The organism is Paenibacillus aceris, from assembly GCF_017874035.1.
Lineage (GTDB): Bacteria > Bacillota > Bacilli > Paenibacillales > NBRC-103111 > Paenibacillus_E > Paenibacillus_E aceris.
The window spans coordinates 1-20739 of record NZ_JAGGKV010000012.1 but is presented as its reverse complement, the minus strand read 5'-3'; the positions used below and the strand labels follow the sequence as shown (position 1 = coordinate 20739).

At 50.6% G+C, this 20739-nt stretch carries 19 protein-coding genes; 4 read left to right on the top strand and 15 right to left on the bottom strand.

Annotated elements, in window-relative coordinates:
* Positions 1–37: 37 nt before the first annotated feature.
* Positions 38–163 (top strand): hypothetical protein, encoded by a 126-nt coding sequence (locus J2Z65_RS35725; protein WP_275690982.1) that lies wholly within the window; start codon positions 38–40, stop codon positions 161–163.
* 238 nt (positions 164–401) lie between these two features.
* On the opposite strand, the gene J2Z65_RS20830 is transcribed toward J2Z65_RS35725, so the two are convergent.
* The 7 genes from J2Z65_RS20830 to J2Z65_RS20800 all read right to left on the bottom strand — a co-directional run bounded on the left by J2Z65_RS20830 (position 402) and on the right by J2Z65_RS20800 (position 9511).
* A complete protein-coding gene (locus J2Z65_RS20830) occupies positions 402–1793 on the bottom strand; it encodes a sulfatase family protein (RefSeq protein WP_240159432.1) in 1392 nt (463 codons plus the stop codon).
* 16 nt (positions 1794–1809) lie between these two features.
* Positions 1810–3384 carry an extracellular solute-binding protein gene (locus J2Z65_RS20825; RefSeq protein WP_167051668.1) on the bottom strand — a complete coding sequence of 525 codons (1575 nt, stop codon included), beginning with the start codon at positions 3382–3384 and terminating at the stop codon, positions 1810–1812.
* A 26-nt stretch (positions 3385–3410) separates the two neighbouring features.
* The gene (locus tag J2Z65_RS20820; protein WP_167051665.1) at positions 3411–4274 is read right to left on the bottom strand and encodes a carbohydrate ABC transporter permease; all 864 of its coding nucleotides are present in this window, start codon (positions 4272–4274) and stop codon (positions 3411–3413) included.
* 10 nt (positions 4275–4284) lie between these two features.
* A complete protein-coding gene (locus tag J2Z65_RS20815; protein WP_240159431.1) occupies positions 4285–5235 on the bottom strand; it encodes an ABC transporter permease in 951 nt (316 codons plus the stop codon).
* Between the two features lie 161 nt (positions 5236–5396).
* Positions 5397–7616: an AraC family transcriptional regulator gene (locus J2Z65_RS20810; RefSeq protein ID WP_167051663.1), complete on the bottom strand. Its 2220-nt coding sequence runs from the start codon at positions 7614–7616 to the stop codon at positions 5397–5399.
* 144 nt (positions 7617–7760) lie between these two features.
* Positions 7761–9008, bottom strand: coding sequence for a M48 family metallopeptidase (locus tag J2Z65_RS20805; protein WP_167051661.1), 1248 nt, complete (start codon positions 9006–9008; stop codon positions 7761–7763).
* On the bottom strand, positions 9005–9511 hold the full coding sequence (locus J2Z65_RS20800) for a hypothetical protein (RefSeq protein WP_167051659.1): 507 nt from the start codon (positions 9509–9511) through the stop codon (positions 9005–9007). Before J2Z65_RS20800 ends, J2Z65_RS20805 begins: the two co-directional genes overlap by 4 nt.
* A 245-nt stretch (positions 9512–9756) precedes the next feature.
* On the opposite strand from J2Z65_RS20800, the gene J2Z65_RS20795 reads away from it, so the two are divergent.
* Complete coding sequence (locus J2Z65_RS20795; protein ID WP_167051657.1) at positions 9757–10539, top strand: C39 family peptidase; 783 nt, start codon at positions 9757–9759, stop codon at positions 10537–10539.
* Positions 10540–10700: 161 nt separating this feature from the next.
* On the opposite strand, the gene infC is transcribed toward J2Z65_RS20795, so the two are convergent.
* Complete coding sequence (gene infC, locus J2Z65_RS20790; RefSeq protein WP_167051655.1) at positions 10701–11186, bottom strand: translation initiation factor IF-3; 486 nt, start codon at positions 11184–11186, stop codon at positions 10701–10703.
* Positions 11187–11270: 84 nt separating this feature from the next.
* On the opposite strand from infC, the gene J2Z65_RS20785 reads away from it, so the two are divergent.
* Positions 11271–11579 carry a hypothetical protein gene (locus tag J2Z65_RS20785; RefSeq protein ID WP_167051653.1) on the top strand — a complete coding sequence of 103 codons (309 nt, stop codon included), beginning with the start codon at positions 11271–11273 and terminating at the stop codon, positions 11577–11579.
* A 32-nt stretch (positions 11580–11611) separates the two neighbouring features.
* On the opposite strand, the gene J2Z65_RS20780 is transcribed toward J2Z65_RS20785, so the two are convergent.
* The 3 genes from J2Z65_RS20780 to J2Z65_RS20770 all read right to left on the bottom strand — a co-directional run bounded on the left by J2Z65_RS20780 (position 11612) and on the right by J2Z65_RS20770 (position 14231).
* Complete coding sequence (locus tag J2Z65_RS20780; protein WP_167051651.1) at positions 11612–12622, bottom strand: LLM class flavin-dependent oxidoreductase; 1011 nt, start codon at positions 12620–12622, stop codon at positions 11612–11614.
* Between the two features lie 196 nt (positions 12623–12818).
* Positions 12819–13523 (bottom strand): phosphatase PAP2 family protein, encoded by a 705-nt coding sequence (locus tag J2Z65_RS20775; protein ID WP_167051649.1) that lies wholly within the window; start codon positions 13521–13523, stop codon positions 12819–12821.
* A gap of 42 nt (positions 13524–13565) precedes the next feature.
* Entirely contained in the window at positions 13566–14231 is a 666-nt protein-coding gene (locus J2Z65_RS20770) for a TVP38/TMEM64 family protein (RefSeq protein WP_167051647.1), read from the bottom strand.
* Positions 14232–14459: 228 nt separating this feature from the next.
* On the opposite strand from J2Z65_RS20770, the gene J2Z65_RS20765 reads away from it, so the two are divergent.
* Entirely contained in the window at positions 14460–14687 is a 228-nt protein-coding gene (locus tag J2Z65_RS20765; protein ID WP_167051645.1) for a hypothetical protein, read from the top strand.
* A gap of 413 nt (positions 14688–15100) precedes the next feature.
* On the opposite strand, the gene J2Z65_RS20760 is transcribed toward J2Z65_RS20765, so the two are convergent.
* From J2Z65_RS20760 to hutU, 4 genes are all read right to left on the bottom strand, one after another.
* Entirely contained in the window at positions 15101–16264 is a 1164-nt protein-coding gene (locus J2Z65_RS20760) for a YecA family protein (RefSeq protein ID WP_167051643.1), read from the bottom strand.
* Between the two features lie 174 nt (positions 16265–16438).
* Positions 16439–17407, bottom strand: a complete 969-nt coding sequence (gene hutG, locus J2Z65_RS20755) for a formimidoylglutamase (RefSeq protein WP_167051641.1) — start codon at positions 17405–17407, stop codon at positions 16439–16441.
* On the bottom strand, positions 17404–18699 hold the full coding sequence (gene hutI, locus J2Z65_RS20750; protein WP_167051639.1) for an imidazolonepropionase: 1296 nt from the start codon (positions 18697–18699) through the stop codon (positions 17404–17406). Before hutI ends, hutG begins: the two co-directional genes overlap by 4 nt.
* 16 nt (positions 18700–18715) lie before the next feature.
* Positions 18716–20389, bottom strand: a complete 1674-nt coding sequence (gene hutU / locus J2Z65_RS20745; RefSeq protein WP_167051637.1) for a urocanate hydratase — start codon at positions 20387–20389, stop codon at positions 18716–18718.
* Positions 20390–20739: the final 350 nt, after the last annotated feature.

Sequence of the window (20739 nt, the reverse complement as noted above, 5' to 3'; positions counted from 1 at the left end):
GTAGTTCCCCTATTTTGGCGCTGACGGTGGCTGGCGGGTGCGATGGTTGATGTCGACGGTAGCGATGTGGGATGTTGGCCGTGGCGATATGGATGTTGGCCGTGGCGATACGGATGTTGACCGTGCGATGGTTGATGTTGACGGTAGCGATGTGGGATGTTGACCATGGAGATATGGATGTTGACCGTGTGATGGTGGATGTTGACCGTGACTAAGGTGGATCGCGCTGACGGAGGCCATGATGGCAATGGTTGCGGTCATGGTGATGGTAGCCATGATGACAATCGTGGCGGTGATAGCGGTGGCAATAACAATTGCGTCATCCAAGCAACATAAACATAAACATAAATAAGGCTAGTAGAAGAAGCGATGATCGCTCCTCCTGCTAGCCTTTTCGGCGCTTACAGCTTCACGCGCAGCTCCTCCACCGAAACCCTGCGGCCGCCTTGCTTCTTGGACGGCGCCGGCACGATCTTTGGTGCGTCTTCCCCCGCTTCCATCATCTTCCGAACCAGCCGCTCACGCAGCTCAGCAGCAATGTTCGCAAATGGCTCGAGTCCGACGAGGTTGCATAATTCATGCGGATCGGCTTGCAGGTCATACAAATACTCCTCTACATAGGTATCGGAGCCCGCTTCCCGATATCCGTCATGATCCGGCGCGCTGACGCTGTATTTCCAGCGCTGCGTCCGAATCGCACGTCCAACCTGCGATTCGCTGATCTGCACAAGCACTTCTTCCGGCCAGCCCGCCCTCTCTCCGCGGAGCAGTGGAAGAATGGAGCGTCCCTGCATGTGAGACGGAACCGGAATACCTGCGGCATCCAATAGCGTAGGCGGAAGATCCACCAAGGACACCAGCTCCTGTAAACGTCCGCCGGACTTGAAGCAACCGCCATGAAACGCTGTCGGAACACGAATCGAGCTGTCATGGCAGGAACGTTTGTATTCACTGTTTCTCGTTTTGAAGTGACAGCCGTGATCCGACGTAACCAGGACGATCGTATCCTCTTCCAATCTGAGACTTCTCAGCGCGTCGAACAAACGGCCGAGCGCTTCGTCCAAACGCTTGATCATCCCGTAGTAACCGCCAAGATGCGCATGTGCAGTACCGCCCAGCGTGGCTAAATCTGCAGGAACGTATTTACCGGTATAGCGTCCTTCATATCCAATCGGTGCCGGATAATTATCAGAATGATTCTGATGATGCGGTTCAATATAAGATAAGAACAGGAAGAACGGGTCCTTCTGGCGCTCATTGATATAGCGGATCGCTGCATCGGTCTGCGCGTCCACCCGGTAGCCCGGCAGCTTAACCGGCTGGTTGTTATTATCATACATGACGGTATCGTAGGCATCCGATGAGAACTCCAGAATGTTAGAAGCTAGCCAGTACTCGTAGCCTCCCCGCTGCTCCTCTGGGACTGGCTCTTGGTCAGCCAGATGCCATTTGCCGATGTAGCCGGTTTGGTACCCGTGTTCACGGAAATAATGAGCCAGCGTAGCAGACTCCTGCGGGAGTGGGATGCCGTTCACAAAACAACCGGTCTCCGTGGCATACTTGCCGGTTTGCAGACAGGATCTCGCCGGACCGCATACCGGTTGGCACGTAAAGGAATTATAGACGTGCGTCCCTTCCATCGCCATGCGATCAAAATTCGGCATCAAATCCAACGGATTACCATGCACACCCGCGGCATCCCAGCGCTGCTGATCAGTAAAAAAAACGATGACATTCGGCTTTCTGTCTGCTTTTATTCCTGCGTTCATGCCTGCATTTGCTTCAGCCTTCATATCCACTCACCCTTCTTTATTTCTGTTTCCACAGTTCATTGGCTTGCTGCTCAATCTTCTGACCGCCTTGTTGGTAATACTTCTGTACGAACTCATCGAACTTATCGATGGACCAAACGCCGGTTACGATCTTAACAAAGTACTCCGTCCATAATTTTTTCTCCAGATCCGGGTAATCAAGTTCAGCTGGAACAGATTTCCACAAAGCATTTTTGACCAAATACTTCGAAGAGATGTCGAGCGCTGCACGAACCGCATCGTTCGTCCAACGGCGGTCTGTGACCTGGACGAAGCGGATCGGGTTGGAGAAACCTTTTTTGTACAAGTCCGAAACGCTGGAGGTTTGCGTAATCAGATTTTTACCTTTGTCATACGTATAATCGACGTTTTCCTCGCCATAGGTTACCAGATTAATCCCGCCATTTGCTTCTTCGCTGACCGACCAGTCCAGCAATTGAAGCAATCTTTCCGGATCCTTCGCCTTCGCGCTAATCGCTCGCAAGCCACCGCCTGCAAAAGGATTGACTTCCGGCATACCCAGCTTGCCGCCCGGACCTTTTGGCGGTGTAATCATGGTCAACTTGGCTGAAGGTGTCGCTTTTACGAGCGCTTCCGGAACGCCGCTGCCTTTGGGATCAGCTAGAAAAGCATCTCCCTCAAAAATGCCCACCTTAGAATTGACGACTCTGGCCTCTCCCTGTTTCGCTTCCATCACCGGAAACTCAGGATCAATCAATCCTTCTTTATACCATTGTTGTAAAACAGCGAGCGCTTGCTTCGCTTCCGGCGTCAGGAAGCTCTTAATGATTTTCCCATCCTTCTCCGTCCAATACATGGACCCGCTTGAGGAACTGACCCCGATGCCAAAAGCCGCAAACACGCTGCTGAAAACCGATGTTTTATTTCCGCCCAGACCATAGGTGTCCTTCTGCCCGTTTTTATCAGGGTCGTTAAGAGTGAACGCTTTCAGCACATCATGCAGCTCGTCAAGAGTCGTAGGCGCCTTCAAATTGAGATTATCCAGCCAATCCTGGCGAATAAGCACGCCAGCCGTGTTAGGCGAATTGAACGATTCCGATCTGACACCGTAAGGAATGGCGTAGATTTTGCCGTCATACTTCACGCCCTCCCAGCGCTCTTTCGGCACGACTTTCATCAGGTTCGGCGCCTTGGTGATCAAATCGTCGAGCGGCTTGACCAGACCTTGGCTCACATACTGGGCTAGAAGCGTTGAATCAACGCTGAAGTAATCTGGCATTTCACCGGAAGAAACCATCAAATTCAGCTTCGTTTTATACTCATCACCGGCAAGCAGATTTACTTTGTAGTCGATCCCTTGAATGCCTGCTTTGTCCATTTGTCCGATGACCTTATCTTTCGCTGCCCCGCCGTTTTCCGGATATTCCGGAATGCCAAGATTGAAAAACATGTTAAACGTCACCGGAGCCTTTTGCGCGTTGGACTTCTCGCTACCTGACGCTTGCTTGCTCACATCCCCAGGCTTTTCATTACTGGAACTGCACCCGGCAAGCAAAGCCCCTGTCAAACAAGATGTACATACGACAGCTATCATTTTGTTCATTTTTTTCATAGGAAGACCCCTCCATAATGTTCAAGTTAAGATTTGACGGAACCGAGCATGGTGCCTTTCATGAAGTATTTTTGCATATACGGATATACGGCAAGAATAGGTAATATGGACAAAATAACGGTTGCGGCTATCGCTGACTCTGCCGAGAATACGGTAAACTGACCCGTTTGAGCTGCCAGCTGCTGTCCGGCGATAATTTCTTTGAGCAGCAGAGGAAGCGTAAATAGCGATTTTTTATTTAAATAAATCAGCGCCTGCATGAAGTTATTCCATAACGCAACGCATTCCCACAGCGCAATTGTCGCGAGTACGGGTTTACAGAGCGGCAAGATCATGGTGAAGAAAATGCGCAGCGGATTCGCGCCATCCATCGTGGCAGACTCCTCCAGCTCCTCGGGGATCGTCCTCATAAAGCTCTGCATCACAATGACGTTGAACGCCGAAATTAAGCCGGGAATCATTAACGCCCACAATGTGTTCACCATTCCTAGGCTTTTGACCAGCAAATAAGTCGGAATTAATCCACCGCCAAATAGCATGGTGAAAATGATGAGAAACGTCAGCACTTTAACACCTGGCAAGCTTTTTCTGTTCAAAGGGTAAGCCGTCGTTGCCGTAAATAAGACGTGCATCACGGTGCCTAACACAGCAACGATAATACTATTGCGATAAGCTAACCATATAAAGCTCGATGAAAGAACGGAACCGTAGGCTTCCAAGGTGAACCCTCTCGGCCATAGAAAGAGTCCGCCCCTCATGGCTCCCGCCGCCGAGCTTAAGGAGATGGATATTTCATGCCATAAAGGATAAAAAGTGACAACGCTTAGCAGCGTTAAAAACACATAGTTGCTCCATTCAAAAACACGTTCACCTATATTTTTTTTGATCATATGCTCATCCTCACCAAAGTCCTCGTTCTCCCATGCGTCTAACAAGCCAATTCGTCGTCAACAACATAATTAAGCCTACTACTGATTGAAACAGACCTGCAGCTGCAGCAAATGAATATCTGCCCATTGTTAGCCCTACGCGATACACATACGTGTCTAAGATGTCCGAAACATTGTACACGAGCGGATTATACAAAATAAAGATTTGATCGAAGCCTGCATTCAGAATTTGACCTGTACGCAAAATGAGAAGTACAACGATCGTCGATGCAATGCTCGGCAGTGTGATGTGGCGAACGAGCTGAAAGCGGTTAGCTCCGTCCATTCTTGCCGCCTCATACAGCTCCGGGTTAACACCGGCAATGGCCGCCAAGTAGATGACCGTGCCCCAGCCTGCCTCTTTCCACATCTCCGAACCGACGAGAAATCCTCTGAACGCATCCGGATTCATCATCGGGGACGACGAGAATCCCAGAAGCTTTAGCAATCCCGTATCCACCGAGAACACGGAGAACAGGATGCCCCCTAACACTACCCAAGATACGAAATGCGGGAAGTATACGATGGTCTGAACGATCCGTTTGAATGTGCCGCTCAAGACTTCATTTAACAATAACGCCAAAATAATAGGTGCAGGGAAATTGAATACGAGCTTATACAAAGAAATGATGACCGTATTTTTCAAAGCTACCCAAAAATCAGGCGATTCGAATAGGATGCGGAACCATTTCAGCCCCACCCAAGGGCTCGTGAACATGCTCCCGGCAATTTTAAAATCTTGAAAAGCGATCATGATCCCGCCCATTGGGATGTATTTAAAGATAATGAAATAAATGATGCCTGGAAGCAAAAGTAAATAGTAGTACTTATGTTTATGAAATAATTTGATAAAAGCCGACGGCCTCGTATGTGCTACAGGGGTTATCTGTGAACTCCTTGATGCTTCGAACCGATTTTCCAACTAGCGTCTCCTCCTTTCGCCGAGCGTCACACGGTTTAATGTGTACGCTTTCATCCTAGCCGGAAAAGAGCATTAAAAAAATCCTCAGTTTGCAATAAACATGAGGATTTTATGATCATCGCACGCCTGATGTTATAAATTTCGAATGAATATCAGTTTTTCTAGATGCTTTTTCGATACTCGCCAGGCGTCATGCCTTCATATTTCTTAAAAAAACGGATAAAGCTCTGCACATCGTTATAGCCCACTGCCTGACAGATCTCATGCAGGGAATCGCTGCGGCTGCTCAGCAGCTCTTTGCTTTTCATGATGCGGTACTCCGTTAAATATTCAAGCATCGATTTCCCCATTTCCGCTTTAAACGTCCGGCTCAGATGTCCGCTGCTCACCCCGATGTGATCAGCAATGTCCGCAATGGAGATATTGCTTGCAAACCGCTGTTCCATGTAAGCAATCGTTTTCGAGACGTGAAGATTCGTGACCTGTCTGTCCTGCAGGGATTCTAGGAAAGCAATAATGGTACTGATACGCGACATCATAAATTGATGCAGCTCATCATTATTTTGGCATTCATTCAGCTTGAAAATATCGACTTCCTCATGCAGGCGTCCAATATCGTGGCCTTCCTTCAGCAGCTCGTTGAGCACACTGCTCATCAGAACGACGATCATGCCCTGCAGCTTCTCAAGCGGGTACTTCGATTTGTATAAATATTGCTCGAACAAGTCGGCCACACATTGAGCGGCTTTCTCCCTGTTCATCGTAGTGACCGAATGAATGAGCTGCTTCTGCAGCAGCATCGGGTACACAAACTTTAATTCGCTCTGGTGGTCCTGAGCAAACACCACATCATTGCGGTTAATAACCGCTTTATAATGCAAAATTCGGCGGATCTGCTCATAAGCGACATGAAGCCGTTCAGAAGATCCTATTTCGCTAACGATCAATTGGAGGGAAACATTCAGCTGCTCCTGGGCAACCGAATTCATTTCGACATAGGCTAGCTCGATCAACGCCCGTAAGTCGCTATCCCAACTGCTTTGCTGCAGATTGACGATAAAGCCCAGCTTACTGCCATCCAGAATCGTACCTTCAGCCGGCACATATTTTTTCAGTGTCTCCGACACCATGCTGTAAATGACCAGTTTGCGCTGGGGATCTTCCGCGTCTTCTTGGCGCATGGCATCAAAAACCGCGACGATCACCCCATAGTTCGGCTCGTGAAACGATAAGCCTACCTGCTCCAACCTGCCGGAAATAGTGCTTTTATCCGTCATGTTGTTGCGTAAAATATCCGAGATGAGATGCGCCTTCATCACCGGCTCGTTTTGCTTCATCGTATCCATCATAGAGCTGATCGCACCGCTAACCAGGGAAAATTCATCGGCGGCGTGTTTGTTATCTCCAGAAAAGGACAACACCTCAATGATTTTTTTCCATGGATTGTACATCTTAACGGCAAAGGCGTACGCAATCGCCAAACCAATGAGAAAGACGGCAAGCACAATGATTAGAAGCTTGGACATTTTTTCGAACAGCCGCTCTTTATAGAGCTCATACGGAATCAAGTTCACAATCGTCCAACCGTTCCCCTTTACGGCTTGCGTATGGGCGAAATAAGTATGCCGATCGATATGAATTTTCTGCATAGGCTCAGACGGAATCGATGCCTTCCCGGCCATGAGTTGATTAATCGCATTGTTTTCCTCTGTGCTATACGGGGAAATGACATGAGAGTTGCTGTCGACAAGGAAGATTCGTTGATCGGCGCCATAATTCAAATTGTGTATGGTGCTTAGAAACAAACCCTTCTGGATGTTAATGACAAGCGTTCCGAGCGGTTTGGCCGCCGTTACCGGCAAAGCTTTATAGAAGGTAATGTACTCATCTCTCACCTGATACCAGAAAGTTTCATTGTTATGCAGCTGAATCTGCTCCAGTACCGGCTTGTCAAAAAAGGTGGCGGCGTCAAAGAGCCCCTCGTTCGAGGTCATGAATCTACCATTCAAAGAGGTGTATATGTAAACGGAGTTAAATAATTTATTCGAAACAACCTGATTGCGCATCTGCTCCTTGAGCTGATAGTAATCATATACGGTAAAAGCCCCTGGATCTTGCAGCATCCTGTTCATGTCCGGCAAAAACGATAGCTGAAGGGAAAAATAATTAATCTGATCGACTAGCGTTTCAATATTTTTAGATACACGTTGTACGCTGCTATCGGAAGCTTGCTCGATCTGGGTTTTCAAATCCTCACTGATCGTATACGAATAGACAGACACAATCATGAGAGTCGGGATAAGTACCGTTACGAAATACGATAGCAGCTGCTTTCGAAATAAGGAACGGTTAAAAAACGGTCTATTTGTAAACCCTTTCAATAAAGTTCCTCCTAACTCTCTTCTTTGAAGCAGACTAGATTTTATCTTAGTAACCAAATGCTTGCTTTGTCAATATAGAAAAGCAGAAAGCGTTAGCCCTCCCGAGAATTTCCAGGAGTTCTAACGCTAGTTAACAATATGGAATTATCGTTCAAATTGTTCAAAATACAGGATCCGATCCATAATCGCCGGGTGCGAACCGCGAAACCACTGAACCAGCTTCGGCTGTGTGACCGGGCTTAAATTTTCTTTGGCAATTTGCTGAAAAGCGCGAATGGCGGCGCTGCCGTCTCCTGTCATTTTCATCGCATACACATCTGCCCGATGCTCGATCACCCTCGAGAACGCATTTTGCGCTGGTGCGGAGACAAAGCTCATGAGCGTAATAAGGAGCAGCAATACGGGCAGCGCCGCTAAATCATTTTCTCCCCTGATGCCCCATCTAGAGCCCCAGCGTTTCAGGAAAAAACGGTAAGCGTGAAAAGCAAGCCATAAACCAACAAAGCTGAGTGCGATTCCGTAGGCAATGCCGAGGTAGATATGCTTCTCTACATAGTGTCCCATTTCATGCGCCATCACCGTTAAAATCTCATCGGGCTGCAGCTTTTTCAGCGTCGTATCCCACAGCACGATTCGGGCGTTGCCGCCAATTCCATTAACATATGCGTTAATCGTGTTCGTCCTCTCGGACATATTGACCTCATAAACCTGCTTGGCCGGAATGTGCGATTGTGCTGCAAGCTGAAGAATTTGCGCCTTGAGCTCTTGATCCTGAAGCGGCTTGAAATCATTATACAAGGGATCGAGCACAACAGGTTGAATAAAGGTGACGAACAGAATCAGCGGAACGGATAACAACCAGAACCAGAACCACCACCGGTTTGGGCTCCATTTTAGCACCAGTCTGAATATCCAGACCATCACAATCGTCCCTACAGCGTTCAGTAGAAAATCTTTCCCATGATCCCCCCAGAAGATGGCCAGCGTCTCCGTCGATACCCCATAGGCTTGGTCGACTTTGAACAAAAAATAATCCACCGGCAAGAACAGCACGTCCATCAACAAAATAAACAGAAGTACAAAAACGACCATTTGCAGGAAGGAGGCTCTAAACAGCTTTTCAGCAAAGCTTCGAATCGTGACAGCTACGCCTAGAAGCAGCAGAATCAATCCGATTTGCAGCGGAGAGCTCAGGAAATAGGCTAAAGATCGGATGCGTGACAATGATTCGGCTTTGTTTATCTCCTCTACCGTCATGAACGTATGCGGGTCTGCGCTTGTTCCAACCAGTGCATGAGGAATCGGAAACAAATCTCCTTGTAATAAGTACACAATCATGATGATCGCATATACGCCAAAAGCTGCGCCTAGCCCCAAATAGAGACGCTTCATTTCATCCCTCCGCTGCCAACTTCATGTAGATTAATTAATAACCAATCCGGCGTGAAATCCCTGGACAACAGCCATACTTGCGTGAACAGTCCGCTTGGCGGAACCAGCTTATGTTTGAGGCTGAGAACATCCGACATCCCAAACAACAGCGAAACATTGCGTATGAGCAGCATACATGGATAATCATGCGAATAATCTTGGAACTTCAGTTCCTTACTAACAATCCGATTATTAATGACCTTAATAAACGTCTCCAGCACCTCTGCCCCTGGTTTCGTAAGTTCGGATCGCGACATCATCAGTCTTGCTTCCTCCGTATCGTAAAACAAATGCGTCACTTCAAGTCCGATCCGCCCGCCATCGGCATCCTCCAGTAGCGCATCGGGCTTCTCCTGTTGGCGAACCATCTGCAGCGCAACCTCGTTATTTACATTGTATAACTCAAGAAAAATATCGATAGCCGCCTGCTCTAACGCCTTCTTCTCATCCTCGTGCTTGTTCATAAACTTCCCTCATATCCGTCAACCGGGTATTTTATACCATTTTACCCTATTGTATGAGCTTATGCCTCACGTGGTCATCCCTAAACATGATTTCATGCCGTAAAATGTTGCAAAGACGAGCCTGCTTCAAGAGGCTGCCCGCTTTCCTAGACTATGCAGCATGGCTATAAATGTATGTCTCCAGCTCTTCATATTGCTTTTCCCGGTTCTCCATGTTGTAATAAAAAGATCGTTTGGGATCGGAAGTGATTTCTCTGAATAAAATACTGTGCAGCCTTTTGGCGTTATTGACCGTCATGTGCCTGGCACTGGCCAAGCCCACTGCGCCTGCTGTCGAACAGGCTGTATCGCCTGTCCCCCTCCTTAAGCCCGTTAATGCTAATACTGATGACGATGCGAATGCGAATGCAAATGCTGCAGACGCTGCTGCTCCTGCGGAGCACCATTATCTGGTTACGCAAGCACCTGCTCTTTCACAGCTGCCGGAGCTGCCCAACGGGTGCGAGGCTGTAGCAGCCACCATGCTCTTGAATTGGGCGGGGCTGCCTGTCACCAAAGAGGAAGTGGCTGATGCGCTCCCCAAAGGCGAGATGCCCACTGAGAATGACGATGGGGCCTTTGTAGGCGGCAATCCGGAGGATGTATTTGTCGGCAACCCTTATGAGGCGGGGTATGGCATTTATCATAAGCCCGTCTATGTCACAATGAACCGGTTGCTGCCGGGTCGTCTCCAAGATATTACCGGTACTTCCTTTGACAATTTGCTAAGCGTGATCGCGGCTGGCAAACCGGCAATGATATGGGCTACCGAAAATATGGATACGCCTTACCTGGATCTGGAATGGCAGGATGATCAGGACCGGCTCGTGGAGTGGTATCAACCGGAGCATGCCTTACTTTTAACCGGCTGGGATGACGATTACGCGTATATGAACGACCCCATGACCGGACAGCAGGAAGCTTATACATTAAGCGATGTCAAAAATGTCTGGGAGCTGATGGGTTCACAAGCCATCACCGTGAATTAGGTTGAGGCGAGGCCGCTGAGCTTGCTTCCTCCGCAAATTAACCAAAATAGCAGTCTCTAAGGACTCTTAATCACCGTAAACGGCTTCCCTCCCGCATAGGCGGAAAAAAGCATGAACGTCGACTTCTCCCCTCTCGGAGCGGAGCCGTGTTCATGCTTTTTTTATAAAGGATCCAGCTGTACGGAAGCTTGCTTCCCACTGAGCTGAATGCCGGTTTGCTTACGCCCATGGGCGCTTAAATCCTTCACTAAAGCTTCCAGCAAAGCTTTGGCCTGTGCGCCTTCTTTGCCGGAAATTTTCACAACTAATTGCACGGCATCCCCGCCTTGCAGCATCCGCTCAGCTTGCTGGCGCTTCGTCTCCAGGTCATGATCCTCAATGTGCGGCGTCAAGCGCAGCTCCTTGACTTTCGGCGCTTGCTCACGTTTGCGTGCTTGTTGTTTTTCCTGCAGCGCTTCTTGCTTAGCCTGGCCTGCACCGATCAGTTTACACGGTGGCGGGCTGCTCATGAGCGAGGTACAAACCAAATCGACCTTCAATTGCTTCGCCATCTGCAGCGCTTCCTTCGTTGACATGACCCCGAGGTCCTCACCATGGATGCCAGTGAGATGAACCTCGGAGGCTTTGATTTTCTCATTCTTTAACATTGTGATTGCACCTGATCTTTCGCTATAATGAACCCATCCGCCCAGAAAAGTGGAATAGGCAGTTAAGGAGATGTTTACGCTATTATGAATAAAAAACAATTAGAAGAACAGATGATCGAAAACTATAAACGCGAGGAGCATATGATGATTCTCGTTTTTGCCCAGTGGTGTATTAATCATGATCTGGACCCCGCTGCGCTTTATCATGCCGCTTACCCGGATCAACCTAATAATGCCGCTCTCCAGCAAGCTCTCGATTTAACGGTATCCAAAGAAGAAGCCGGCGAAGTCGCAGACGGCACTGTATTAGGCGTGCTGTCTCTCTTCGGCAATGAAGAGCTTGCTTTCATCGTGACACAGGAAATCGATAAGAGGAATAAACGAAATCGTTAATCCTATTAAGGAAAATGAGACCGCTGTTTGAATTAAGCGAGCCCGAAAGCTTCCGCTAACAGTTCAATGGTTCGCAGCCTTGTTTCAGGCAGGTAACCGCCGGCAACTACCATGACCTCATCGACTTTGTAGCTTTCGGCCAGGCTCAGCATTTGCTCCCTGACTTGCCCCGGATCGCCGATAATCATCCTGGACCGATTATCCCTTACCCGGGTATGATCCCAATCCGAGTACACATAATTAGCCGCTTCTTCGGGCGATTTCACTCCGGTGAATTCGCCTTTTTCCATTTGCAAAATGCGCAAATCAATGGAAGCGGCCAACGCTTCCGCCTCTGCCTGCGTATCGGCGCAGAGCACATAGATGCAAACCGTCGCCTGCGGCACGACATTGAGCGCGGACGGTCTGAACGAGCTGCGGTAGCTGCGCACCGCATGCTGTCCGCCCGCTCCGTTGATGAAGTGCGCGAAGCAGAACGCTGCGCCTGCCTGCGAGGCGTACACCCCACTCTGCCCGGTGGAGCCGAGCAGCCACACCTGGGGCACTCCAGCCACCATGGGGGTGGCACGAATGCCCTCGAACACATGCCCGGGTTCCACCGAATCGGTAAGGAACCCAAGCAGATCCGTGACTTGCGCCGGGAACCGCTCAAGTCCTTCAAACAGATCAGCGCTGACACCCCTCAGCGCTTTGGCCGTATGCGGCGTGCCTCCAGGTGCGCGCCCGATGCCCAGGTCGATGCGCCCCGGATAGAGCGCTTCGAGCATACGGAAATTTTCAGCGACCTTGTAGGCGCTGTAATGCGGCAGCAGCACGCCGCCGGAGCCGAGCCTGATGCGGCTTGTGCGCGCCGCCAGCGTCGACAGCAGCACCTCTGGCGAGGAACCGGCGAGGCCCTGCGAGTTATGATGCTCCGACACCCAGAATCTCGTATAGCCGAGACGGTCGGCCAACTGCGCCATCCGAATCGTCTGCTGCAGCGCTTCGCTATGCGTAAAACCGGTGGATACCGGTGACTGATCAAGAATACTTAATTTCAGCATAGTCTTCCCTTCCTTCTGAGTCATCTGCCGATGATTTAGATTATACAACGTCCTGAGAACAAAAGAAAAAGGACGAACCCCTGAAAGGCGTTGTCCCCGATTATAACTATGTCTTTCGTGATCCTCTTACTTACTAAAAGTGTATGACTCTGGCGGAACTTTATGACTTCCTTTTACGAAAAAAATACATCCTAGGTTACCCAGGCATATTGTGGCTTGGCTGACTTGGTCGATCCACCCCTTGCTGTATGCGCGTTCTCCGATACCTAATGCGATGAATCGCCATGATGCATCCGATGAGTCCGGCGCCCCCCGCAGCAAATCCAGCCAGCACATCGCTCGGATAGTGAACGCCTAAATAAATACGGCTTAGCCCAATACCCAAGACGAGCACACAAGTAATCACAGGAATCAGCCATGCTGCCTTCCATTTGCTGCGTACATTAACCCAGACTAAATAACCGATTAATCCGTAAAATAAACTCGACACCATCGCATGTCCACTGGGAAAGCTGAAACCCGTTTCCTCAATTAACCAAGTTCCCGCAGGGCGGTCACGCTCGAAAACACCTTTTAGCACCGTATTCAATCCCCAGGCTGTCAAAACACCGACAAGCAGCACCAGCGTCTCCCATTTTTGCCTCAGCCTGAATAACAAAACCGCGCCAACCACGAGGAAAATGATACTTTCCGCCTTTGCTTTTCCGAGCAAAGTAATCCATTTGGCAGCAGGGGTTAACCCGTCACTGCGAAGCGACTGCACAGCGCTGGCGATCCTTCCATCAAATGCCTGTAACCAGCTTGAAGATAAGCTCTGCGACAAAAAGATAAAGCCAATTAACAGCACGCATGCCGCCCCGAAGCACCAAAATAAATCTTTATTCAATGGTTTACCCTGCATCCCCGATTTCTCCCCCAACGTTCAACTAATCTCCCATGTTCTTTATGCCCTGTTTCGAGCCCTTACTGCCTGCCTTCGTTTCAAGAGCAGTGGAACCACAGCGAATAGAATATACATCCCAACAGCCGCATAAAATTTCCCCGATCCAATGTCTTGCAGCGATGCGCCGAATACGTTGTAAACCACAGCACCCGGTATTATACCAATCAGCGTTCCCCATGTGTAGTCCCAAAAGCGGATTTTGGAAAGCCCCGCTCCATAACTGACACCGTCAAAAGGAAAGAAAGGCATTAAGCGCATGTACAAAACGACCATAAACCCTTTTTCTTCAGCCTTTTGATCGAAGGATTGCAGCTTCTTATTGCGTAAAATGCGCTGAAAGCCATTTCTGCCCCATTTTCGCGTAATATAGAAAGAAAGCAGCGCTCCGCCACCAGCCCCTATGATATCGTAGATGGTCCCCCAGAAGGCGCCAAACACATAGCCCCCGTACAGCGTCAACGGTGTGGCCGGAAACAGTACCAGCGGGCGCAGTGTGTAAACAATAATGTACAAAAGCCCGCCAAGCGGACCTAAATGTCGCAGCCATTCCGTCACTCGGCTTAAATCCACGTGGGCCCATACACCTGTCCATTGCAGAACGAGTAAGCCTGCCGCAGCGGCCAGAAACCACCCCAACAATAGCCAAAAGGACTTCGAACGCGCCATGAATTGCCTCCTTTCGGACAAATCTTTTCTGATTCCCATCTTACAAAACCGCAGAGGCAATATCAACACTTTGGCGGGTGCGATGGGTGACGAGCGCAACGTGCGTGGGTGCGAGAGTGACAGGTGCGACGGGGGCAATGTGTGACGGTACGATGTGTACTGGGGGCGATGGGCGACGAGCGCAACGTGCGTGGGTGCGATGAGTGACTGGTGCGACGGGGGCAATGAGTGACGAGTACGATGTGCGATGGGGCGATGGGCGACGAGTGCAACGTGCGTGGGTGCGAGAGTGACAGGTGCGACGGGGCAATGAGTGACGGGTACGATGTGCGCTGGGGCGAAAGGGGAACTACAGGGCGCTATTTGAGCGAAATGGGCTCATTTCATGCTTTAGTGGGAACCACAGGGTCTTATCTCCCCTCTGAAGCCCATTTTTCGGCTGATATTGTAAAATAGCGGATCGTAGTTCCCTTCGATTAGCTGAAACTGCTATTTCACAAAAAATAAGGGATCATAGTTCCCCCAATTGAAGCCTCAAGTGAAAAAACTCCAATCCACGCCCATTGCAGCTGATGCCCGATCATGCCCTTCCCTTCCCTTCCCTTCCCTTCCCTTCCCCATATCCGACAGCCGGTTTGAAGCATCCTCGGTCCCCGTCCTACACACCGTGCGGCATCAAGCCATGCAAAAAACCGCCAAGCCATATTGCCTTGACGGTCAGTCGCTCATTCAAGCGAGCATGTTTGCCTCTTTATAGGGGACGTCTGCGATAGATCGCTGAAGCGATCCACCGGTAGTAACGGCCTTCACAGCACCGGCTCCGTTTCTTTTCCAACGCCTGCCGCCACTCAGCGATCTCATGCCAGTTATTAGCCCACGCAGCACTTCTTAAACTTTTTGCCGCTTCCGCAAGGGCATGGGTCATTTCTGCCTACTTTCGCGCGCGTTTTCATGTCAATAACATCCGCCCTGACAGGAGGCTGCTGCAGCACAGCGACAGGTGATCTTCCCGCAGACAATTCATTCGGTGAATAGCCCTTCAGAAACCATTGTCGTGTCGTATTATTAAGGGCCGAAATGTGATTCATAAAGCCCCTCGTCAGCTCTAAATCATTAATTTCAAGCTGCTGCTGAATAGATTGAAGCAAAAAGCCCGGTGTTGCTCCGTTTCGAATATCTTCTGCGCAGTCAGCTACGATGAAATCCGCTTCTTCATACGAAATCGTATAATTTTTGCGAATGTACTCCACAAAAGCTTTGTGCGCCGGAGTCCGGTCAACGAAATCAATATCCCCTGCAGCCAGAAGCTGCGCTTTGGTGAACGGATAGCGCGATACGCTTAATCGCGATTCCTGCTCTTGCTGCACTTGTTTCGGGTTTTTCAACAGGGTGCTATGGTAGCCCTTAGAATCCGGCAACATTTGCATATAAAACAGGATCGCATCCTCTAATACTCGTGAAAATTCAGCCGTGTACAATTTTGTTCCCGTGTACTGCTCAACGAGCTCGAACAGCTCTTCATCACACAAATGCCCGTAGTAATACATCATTCCGTGCGTAAGCTTAATCCATTCCGCGTTTCTCTGGAACGTCTCTCGATAGGCTTTGAAGTCCAGCTTATTAAAGCTTTCAAGCACTTCCTGCGGCATAGCCAAAGCAGGCTTTCCGTTGTGCATGCCAGCAAACAGCAGACCCCGCTCTGTAAAATACAAAATCTGCGCTGGATCAATGATCGTATGGGAAACGCCGCCACGCCCGGCAATCTGCTTCATTATCTGATAGCGCGTCTCATCGAATTTATGAAAAAGACCGGCCAATGCGTTGGGAATATGCTGCTCCAAGGCAATGGCTAAATCTTGCTTTTTCAGTGTGCTTACGCCTTTAATCTCTAAATTAGTCCGAATTCCCGTTAGTTCGCCTTTCGTTAGTCGAACAAGACAGTCAGCGAGTGAAAGCGGAATTGTAAGCTCGGGTCCAAACTCCTCCCCTACATAAGCCTCAATCTGATCTTTTGCGCTCTGGCGCTTGTCCATTTTCTTCATCCTTTCCGAAAAGAAAAACATCATCAACTTCAAATGTCATCATACTATTGTACAATTTATCGAACGATTGGCATAGCGTTTCCCACTAGTTTCCATAAACGTTAACGGTTTAGCCATAAAAAGGCACCTGCTTCTATACCGGCAAGTGCCTCAAAATACATGGATTTAGACCGGACGCGCAGCCACTCCCGCCAAAAAGCTGAGCATGAATTGCACCGCGAGACGCGAAGTCACATTGCGTACATCGACGGTTGGATCGATGCACACAAAATCCAGCCCCTGCACCTGCGGCAGCGTTCCTAGGCGATATAGAGCATCCATGGCGTCCCATGGATTGATCCCGCCGGTGCCGATCGCAGGACAACCAGGCGCGTAAGCTTGATCGATCACATCCACATCAAAGCTCACATACAGCACATCCGTATCTTTCCCAGCAAGCCCAAGCGCTTCATCGAGCACCACGTCAATTCCCATTCGTCTTACATCCCGCGAGGTATACACGTGCACACCTTTGCTCTTCACATAGTCATGATATGGCTTGGAGTTCATAAATCCCCGAATGCCAATTTGCACAATATGAGGTCCGTGAACGACGCCCGATTCCAAAATGCCGCGAAAAGGCGTGCCGTTGGTCACTCCGCCGTCCTCGAAATTACGCACATCATGATGTGCGTCGAAATGGATAATGCCAACCTTCTGGCCTGGATGACGGTCCGCAAAAGCTTTGAGCGACGGACAACTCGTCGAATGGTCACCGCCGACAATGATCGGGATCAGGTTCGGCTGCTTTTTGTACAGTGCGCGAAGACTCTCCTCGATGCGGCGGTGGCACTCCGCGATGTCGGTCACATGCATTTGGATATCGCCGAGATCACGGACGGCCAAATGCTGCAAATCGACCCCATACTCCAGCGAGTAGGTTGTAAATGACTTGAACGCTGCGCGAACCGCCGCAGGCGTCGTCGAAGCGCCGGAATGCGAGATCGACGATTTGGATAAAGGGACGCCGATGATCCCTGCAAGCAGATCTTCCTGACCATCCCACTGCCGAATCCAGTGGGCCACTTTCGTTTCCATATGATCGCGGAATACCGCCTGGTCAGGTGATTTTAGAAAAGGAATATCATGGCTCATGACTCCTCCTCCTTCCCCGCCACAAGCTTGCGGTTCCAGACAACCGCTTGCCCGTTCTTCATCACACCAAATGTATGGTTAATCCCAAAATGATACGGCAGGTACGCAAAATTCGGCGCATCGAAAATCGCCAGATCCGCACGTTTTCCGACCTCGATAGAACCGATGTCTTCCCCGCGCCCCAGCGCATTCGCCGCGTTGATCGTGCAGGCGGTCAGGATTTCCTCCGGGGTCATCTTCAAGTTGAGCGACGCCAGCATCATGATAAGCTGGATCGACTCGGTCGGGCAGGAGCCCGGATTATAGTCCGTGGACAAAGCTACCGGCAGCTGATACTTGTCGATCATGTCACGGGCGCGCGCATGCGTGGTGAGGCCGAGATTGAACGACGTGCCCGGCAGCAGCACCGGAACGACGCCTCGCTCAGCGAGCGCAGCCAAGCCTTCATCCGTTGCCGCTAACAAATGCTCGGCGGAAATCGCTCTAACCTCGCCAGCCAGCCCCGCTCCTCCCAGAGGGACGATTTCGTCAGCGTGAATCTTTGACGCCATCCCGAGTCGCTGTGCAGCAAGCAAAATACGACGTGACTGCTCTACAGAAAAAACACCTGCCTCGCAAAATACGTCGCAGAACTCCGCGAGCCCTTCCTCCGCCACTGCGGGGAGCATGTCGCTCACGATATGGTCTACGAACTCCTCGCTTCGACCCTTAAATTCTGGCGGCACCGCATGCGCTCCCATAAACGTCGAAACAATATCGACGGGATGTGCCTCATCCAAGCGCCTGGCAACTCGCAGCTGTTTCATTTCATCTTTTAAAGTAAGGCCGTATCCACTCTTCGCTTCTACTGTTGTAACACCGTTCAGCAGCATTTCGTTTAAACTGCGGCGCGCCTTGTCATACAGTTCCTGCTCGCTGGCCGCTCGTGTGGATTTCACTGTATGGAGGATACCTCCACCCTGGGCCAAAATGTCCAAGTAGGGTACGCCAGACCGCTTCAATGCCAGCTCGTGCTCACGGGATCCGCCATGCACGAGATGGGTGTGAGGATCAACAAAACCCGGTGTGACTAACCGTCCGCAGACGTCGACAGTCTTCGCGATTTCAACCCCTGCAAGCATTTCCTCAACCTCATGCACCGGGCCAAAGAAGACAATTTTCCCCTGCCGAATCGCGATCGCGGCATCCTTAATCTCACGGACTTCTTTCATGGCTTGCCCGCAGCGCGGCCTATTTCCCGGTGGGGAAACCAGTGTGCCAATGCCGGTAAGGAGCAAATCAACCCGTTCCATCCTCGCTCCTCCTCCCCTATTCCTGCTCGCGCATTGGGATGCGTATGCCGTGTTTATCCGCCGTTTCAACGGCTTCGTCGTAACCGGCATCCACATGGCGGATAACGCCCATGCCCGGGTCCGAGCTCAGAACGCTGCGCAGTCTTTCAGCTGCTGCCTCCGTTCCATCGGCTACCACGACCATGCCCGCATGCAGCGAATAGCCCATGCCTACACCGCCGCCGTGGTGGACGGAGACCCACGAAGCGCCCGCCGACGTGTTGATCAAAGCGTTCAAGATCGCCCAATCGCCAACGGCATCCGAGCCGTCCTTCATCGCTTCCGTTTCCCGGTTCGGCGATGCTACGGAGCCGCAGTCCAGATGATCGCGGCCGATTACGATCGGCGCTTTCAGCTCGCCGCTGCGGACCATTTCGTTGAGCGCGAGGCCGAATTTCTCACGCTCGCCGTAGCCGAGCCAGCAAATACGCGCTGGCAGCCCTTGGAAGGCGACGCGCTCACCCGCCATTTTGATCCAACGGTGCAAATGGGCGTTATCCGGGAAGAGGCGCAGCACGAGCTCATCGGTTTTGCGGATGTCCTCCGGATCGCCCGAAAGCGCAGCCCAGCGGAACGGTCCCTTGCCCTCGCAGAACAACGGGCGGATATAGGCAGGAACGAAGCCCGGAAAATCAAAGGCGTTAGAGACGCCTTGATCGAAAGCAACCTGACGAATGTTGTTGCCATAATCGAAAACGACGGAGCCCCTCTTCTGCAGCTCGAGCATCGCTTGCACATGCGCAGCCATGCTGCTTTTGGAAAGCTGCACGTACGCATCAGGATCACGCTCCCGCAGACCAGCGGCTTCCTCCAGCGTCATGCCAGCCGGGATATACCCGATAAGCGGATCATGAGCCGAAGTCTGATCTGTTACAAAATGCGGCTTTATACCGCGCCGCACAAATTCCGGGTACACCTCCGCCGCGTTACCCAGAAGTCCGATGGCGAGCGGCTTCCCGGCTTTCATTGCTGCCTCCGCGAGAAGCAGCGCTTCATCTAACGTTTCTGCGAGCACATCGCAGTAACGTGTTTGAATGCGGCGCTCGATGCGCGTGCGGTCGACCTCCACAGCGATGACGACGCCTTCATTCATCGTGACCGCTAATGGCTGCGCACCACCCATGCCGCCTAAACCGGCTGTCAGTGTCAACGTACCTTTGAGCGTACCTCCTGCATGCTGCCTGGCCGCTTCCGCGAACGTTTCGTAAGTCCCTTGCAGGATCCCTTGCGTTCCAATGTAAATCCAGCTGCCCGCTGTCATTTGGCCGTACATCATGAGTCCTTTCGCTTCGAGCTCGCGAAAATGCTCCCAATTCGCCCATTTGGGCACGAGCACAGAGTTGGAAAGCAGCACACGCGGCGCGCGTTCGTGCGTTCTAAAAACGCCGACCGGCTTGCCGGATTGGATGAGCAGCGTTTCGTTGTTCTCCAACCGCTGGAGCTCACGCACAATAGCGTCAAACGCAGGCCAGTTCCGCGCTGCTTTGCCAATACCGCCGTAAACCACAAGATCCTCCGGACGCTCTGCGACCTCGGGGTCAAGGTTGTTCATCAGCATACGCATCGCTGCTTCCTGCACCCAGCCTTTGCAGGATAATTCGGTTCCACGAGGGGCGCGGATCTCTCTCTTCGCATGGTTGGTATTCGTCATATCAACATCTCCTTTGATCTAATAAGGTTAACTTCCTACCTGCAATTAGCCAGTGTGTTTTGGAGAAGCGTTACTTAAGTATTTGAAATCTCCCGGTATTAAGGGGAACTGTGTTCCCTTATTTCTGCGAAAAGCGTTATTGGAGGGTGTGGCGGGTAACTACAGAGCCTTATTTCCCTTCAATCTTCAAATATGAGTCCAGAATGACGAAATAGCGGCCCAAGGTTCCCTTTCCTTCGCTCAAAAGGCTGTTGTCTATTAAGCCCCCTAATTAAATTGGAGAGTACCATGGGAAATAAGGTACTATTCATATAAAGGGAGGCGAGCGGAATGAGACAACGTAACAACGC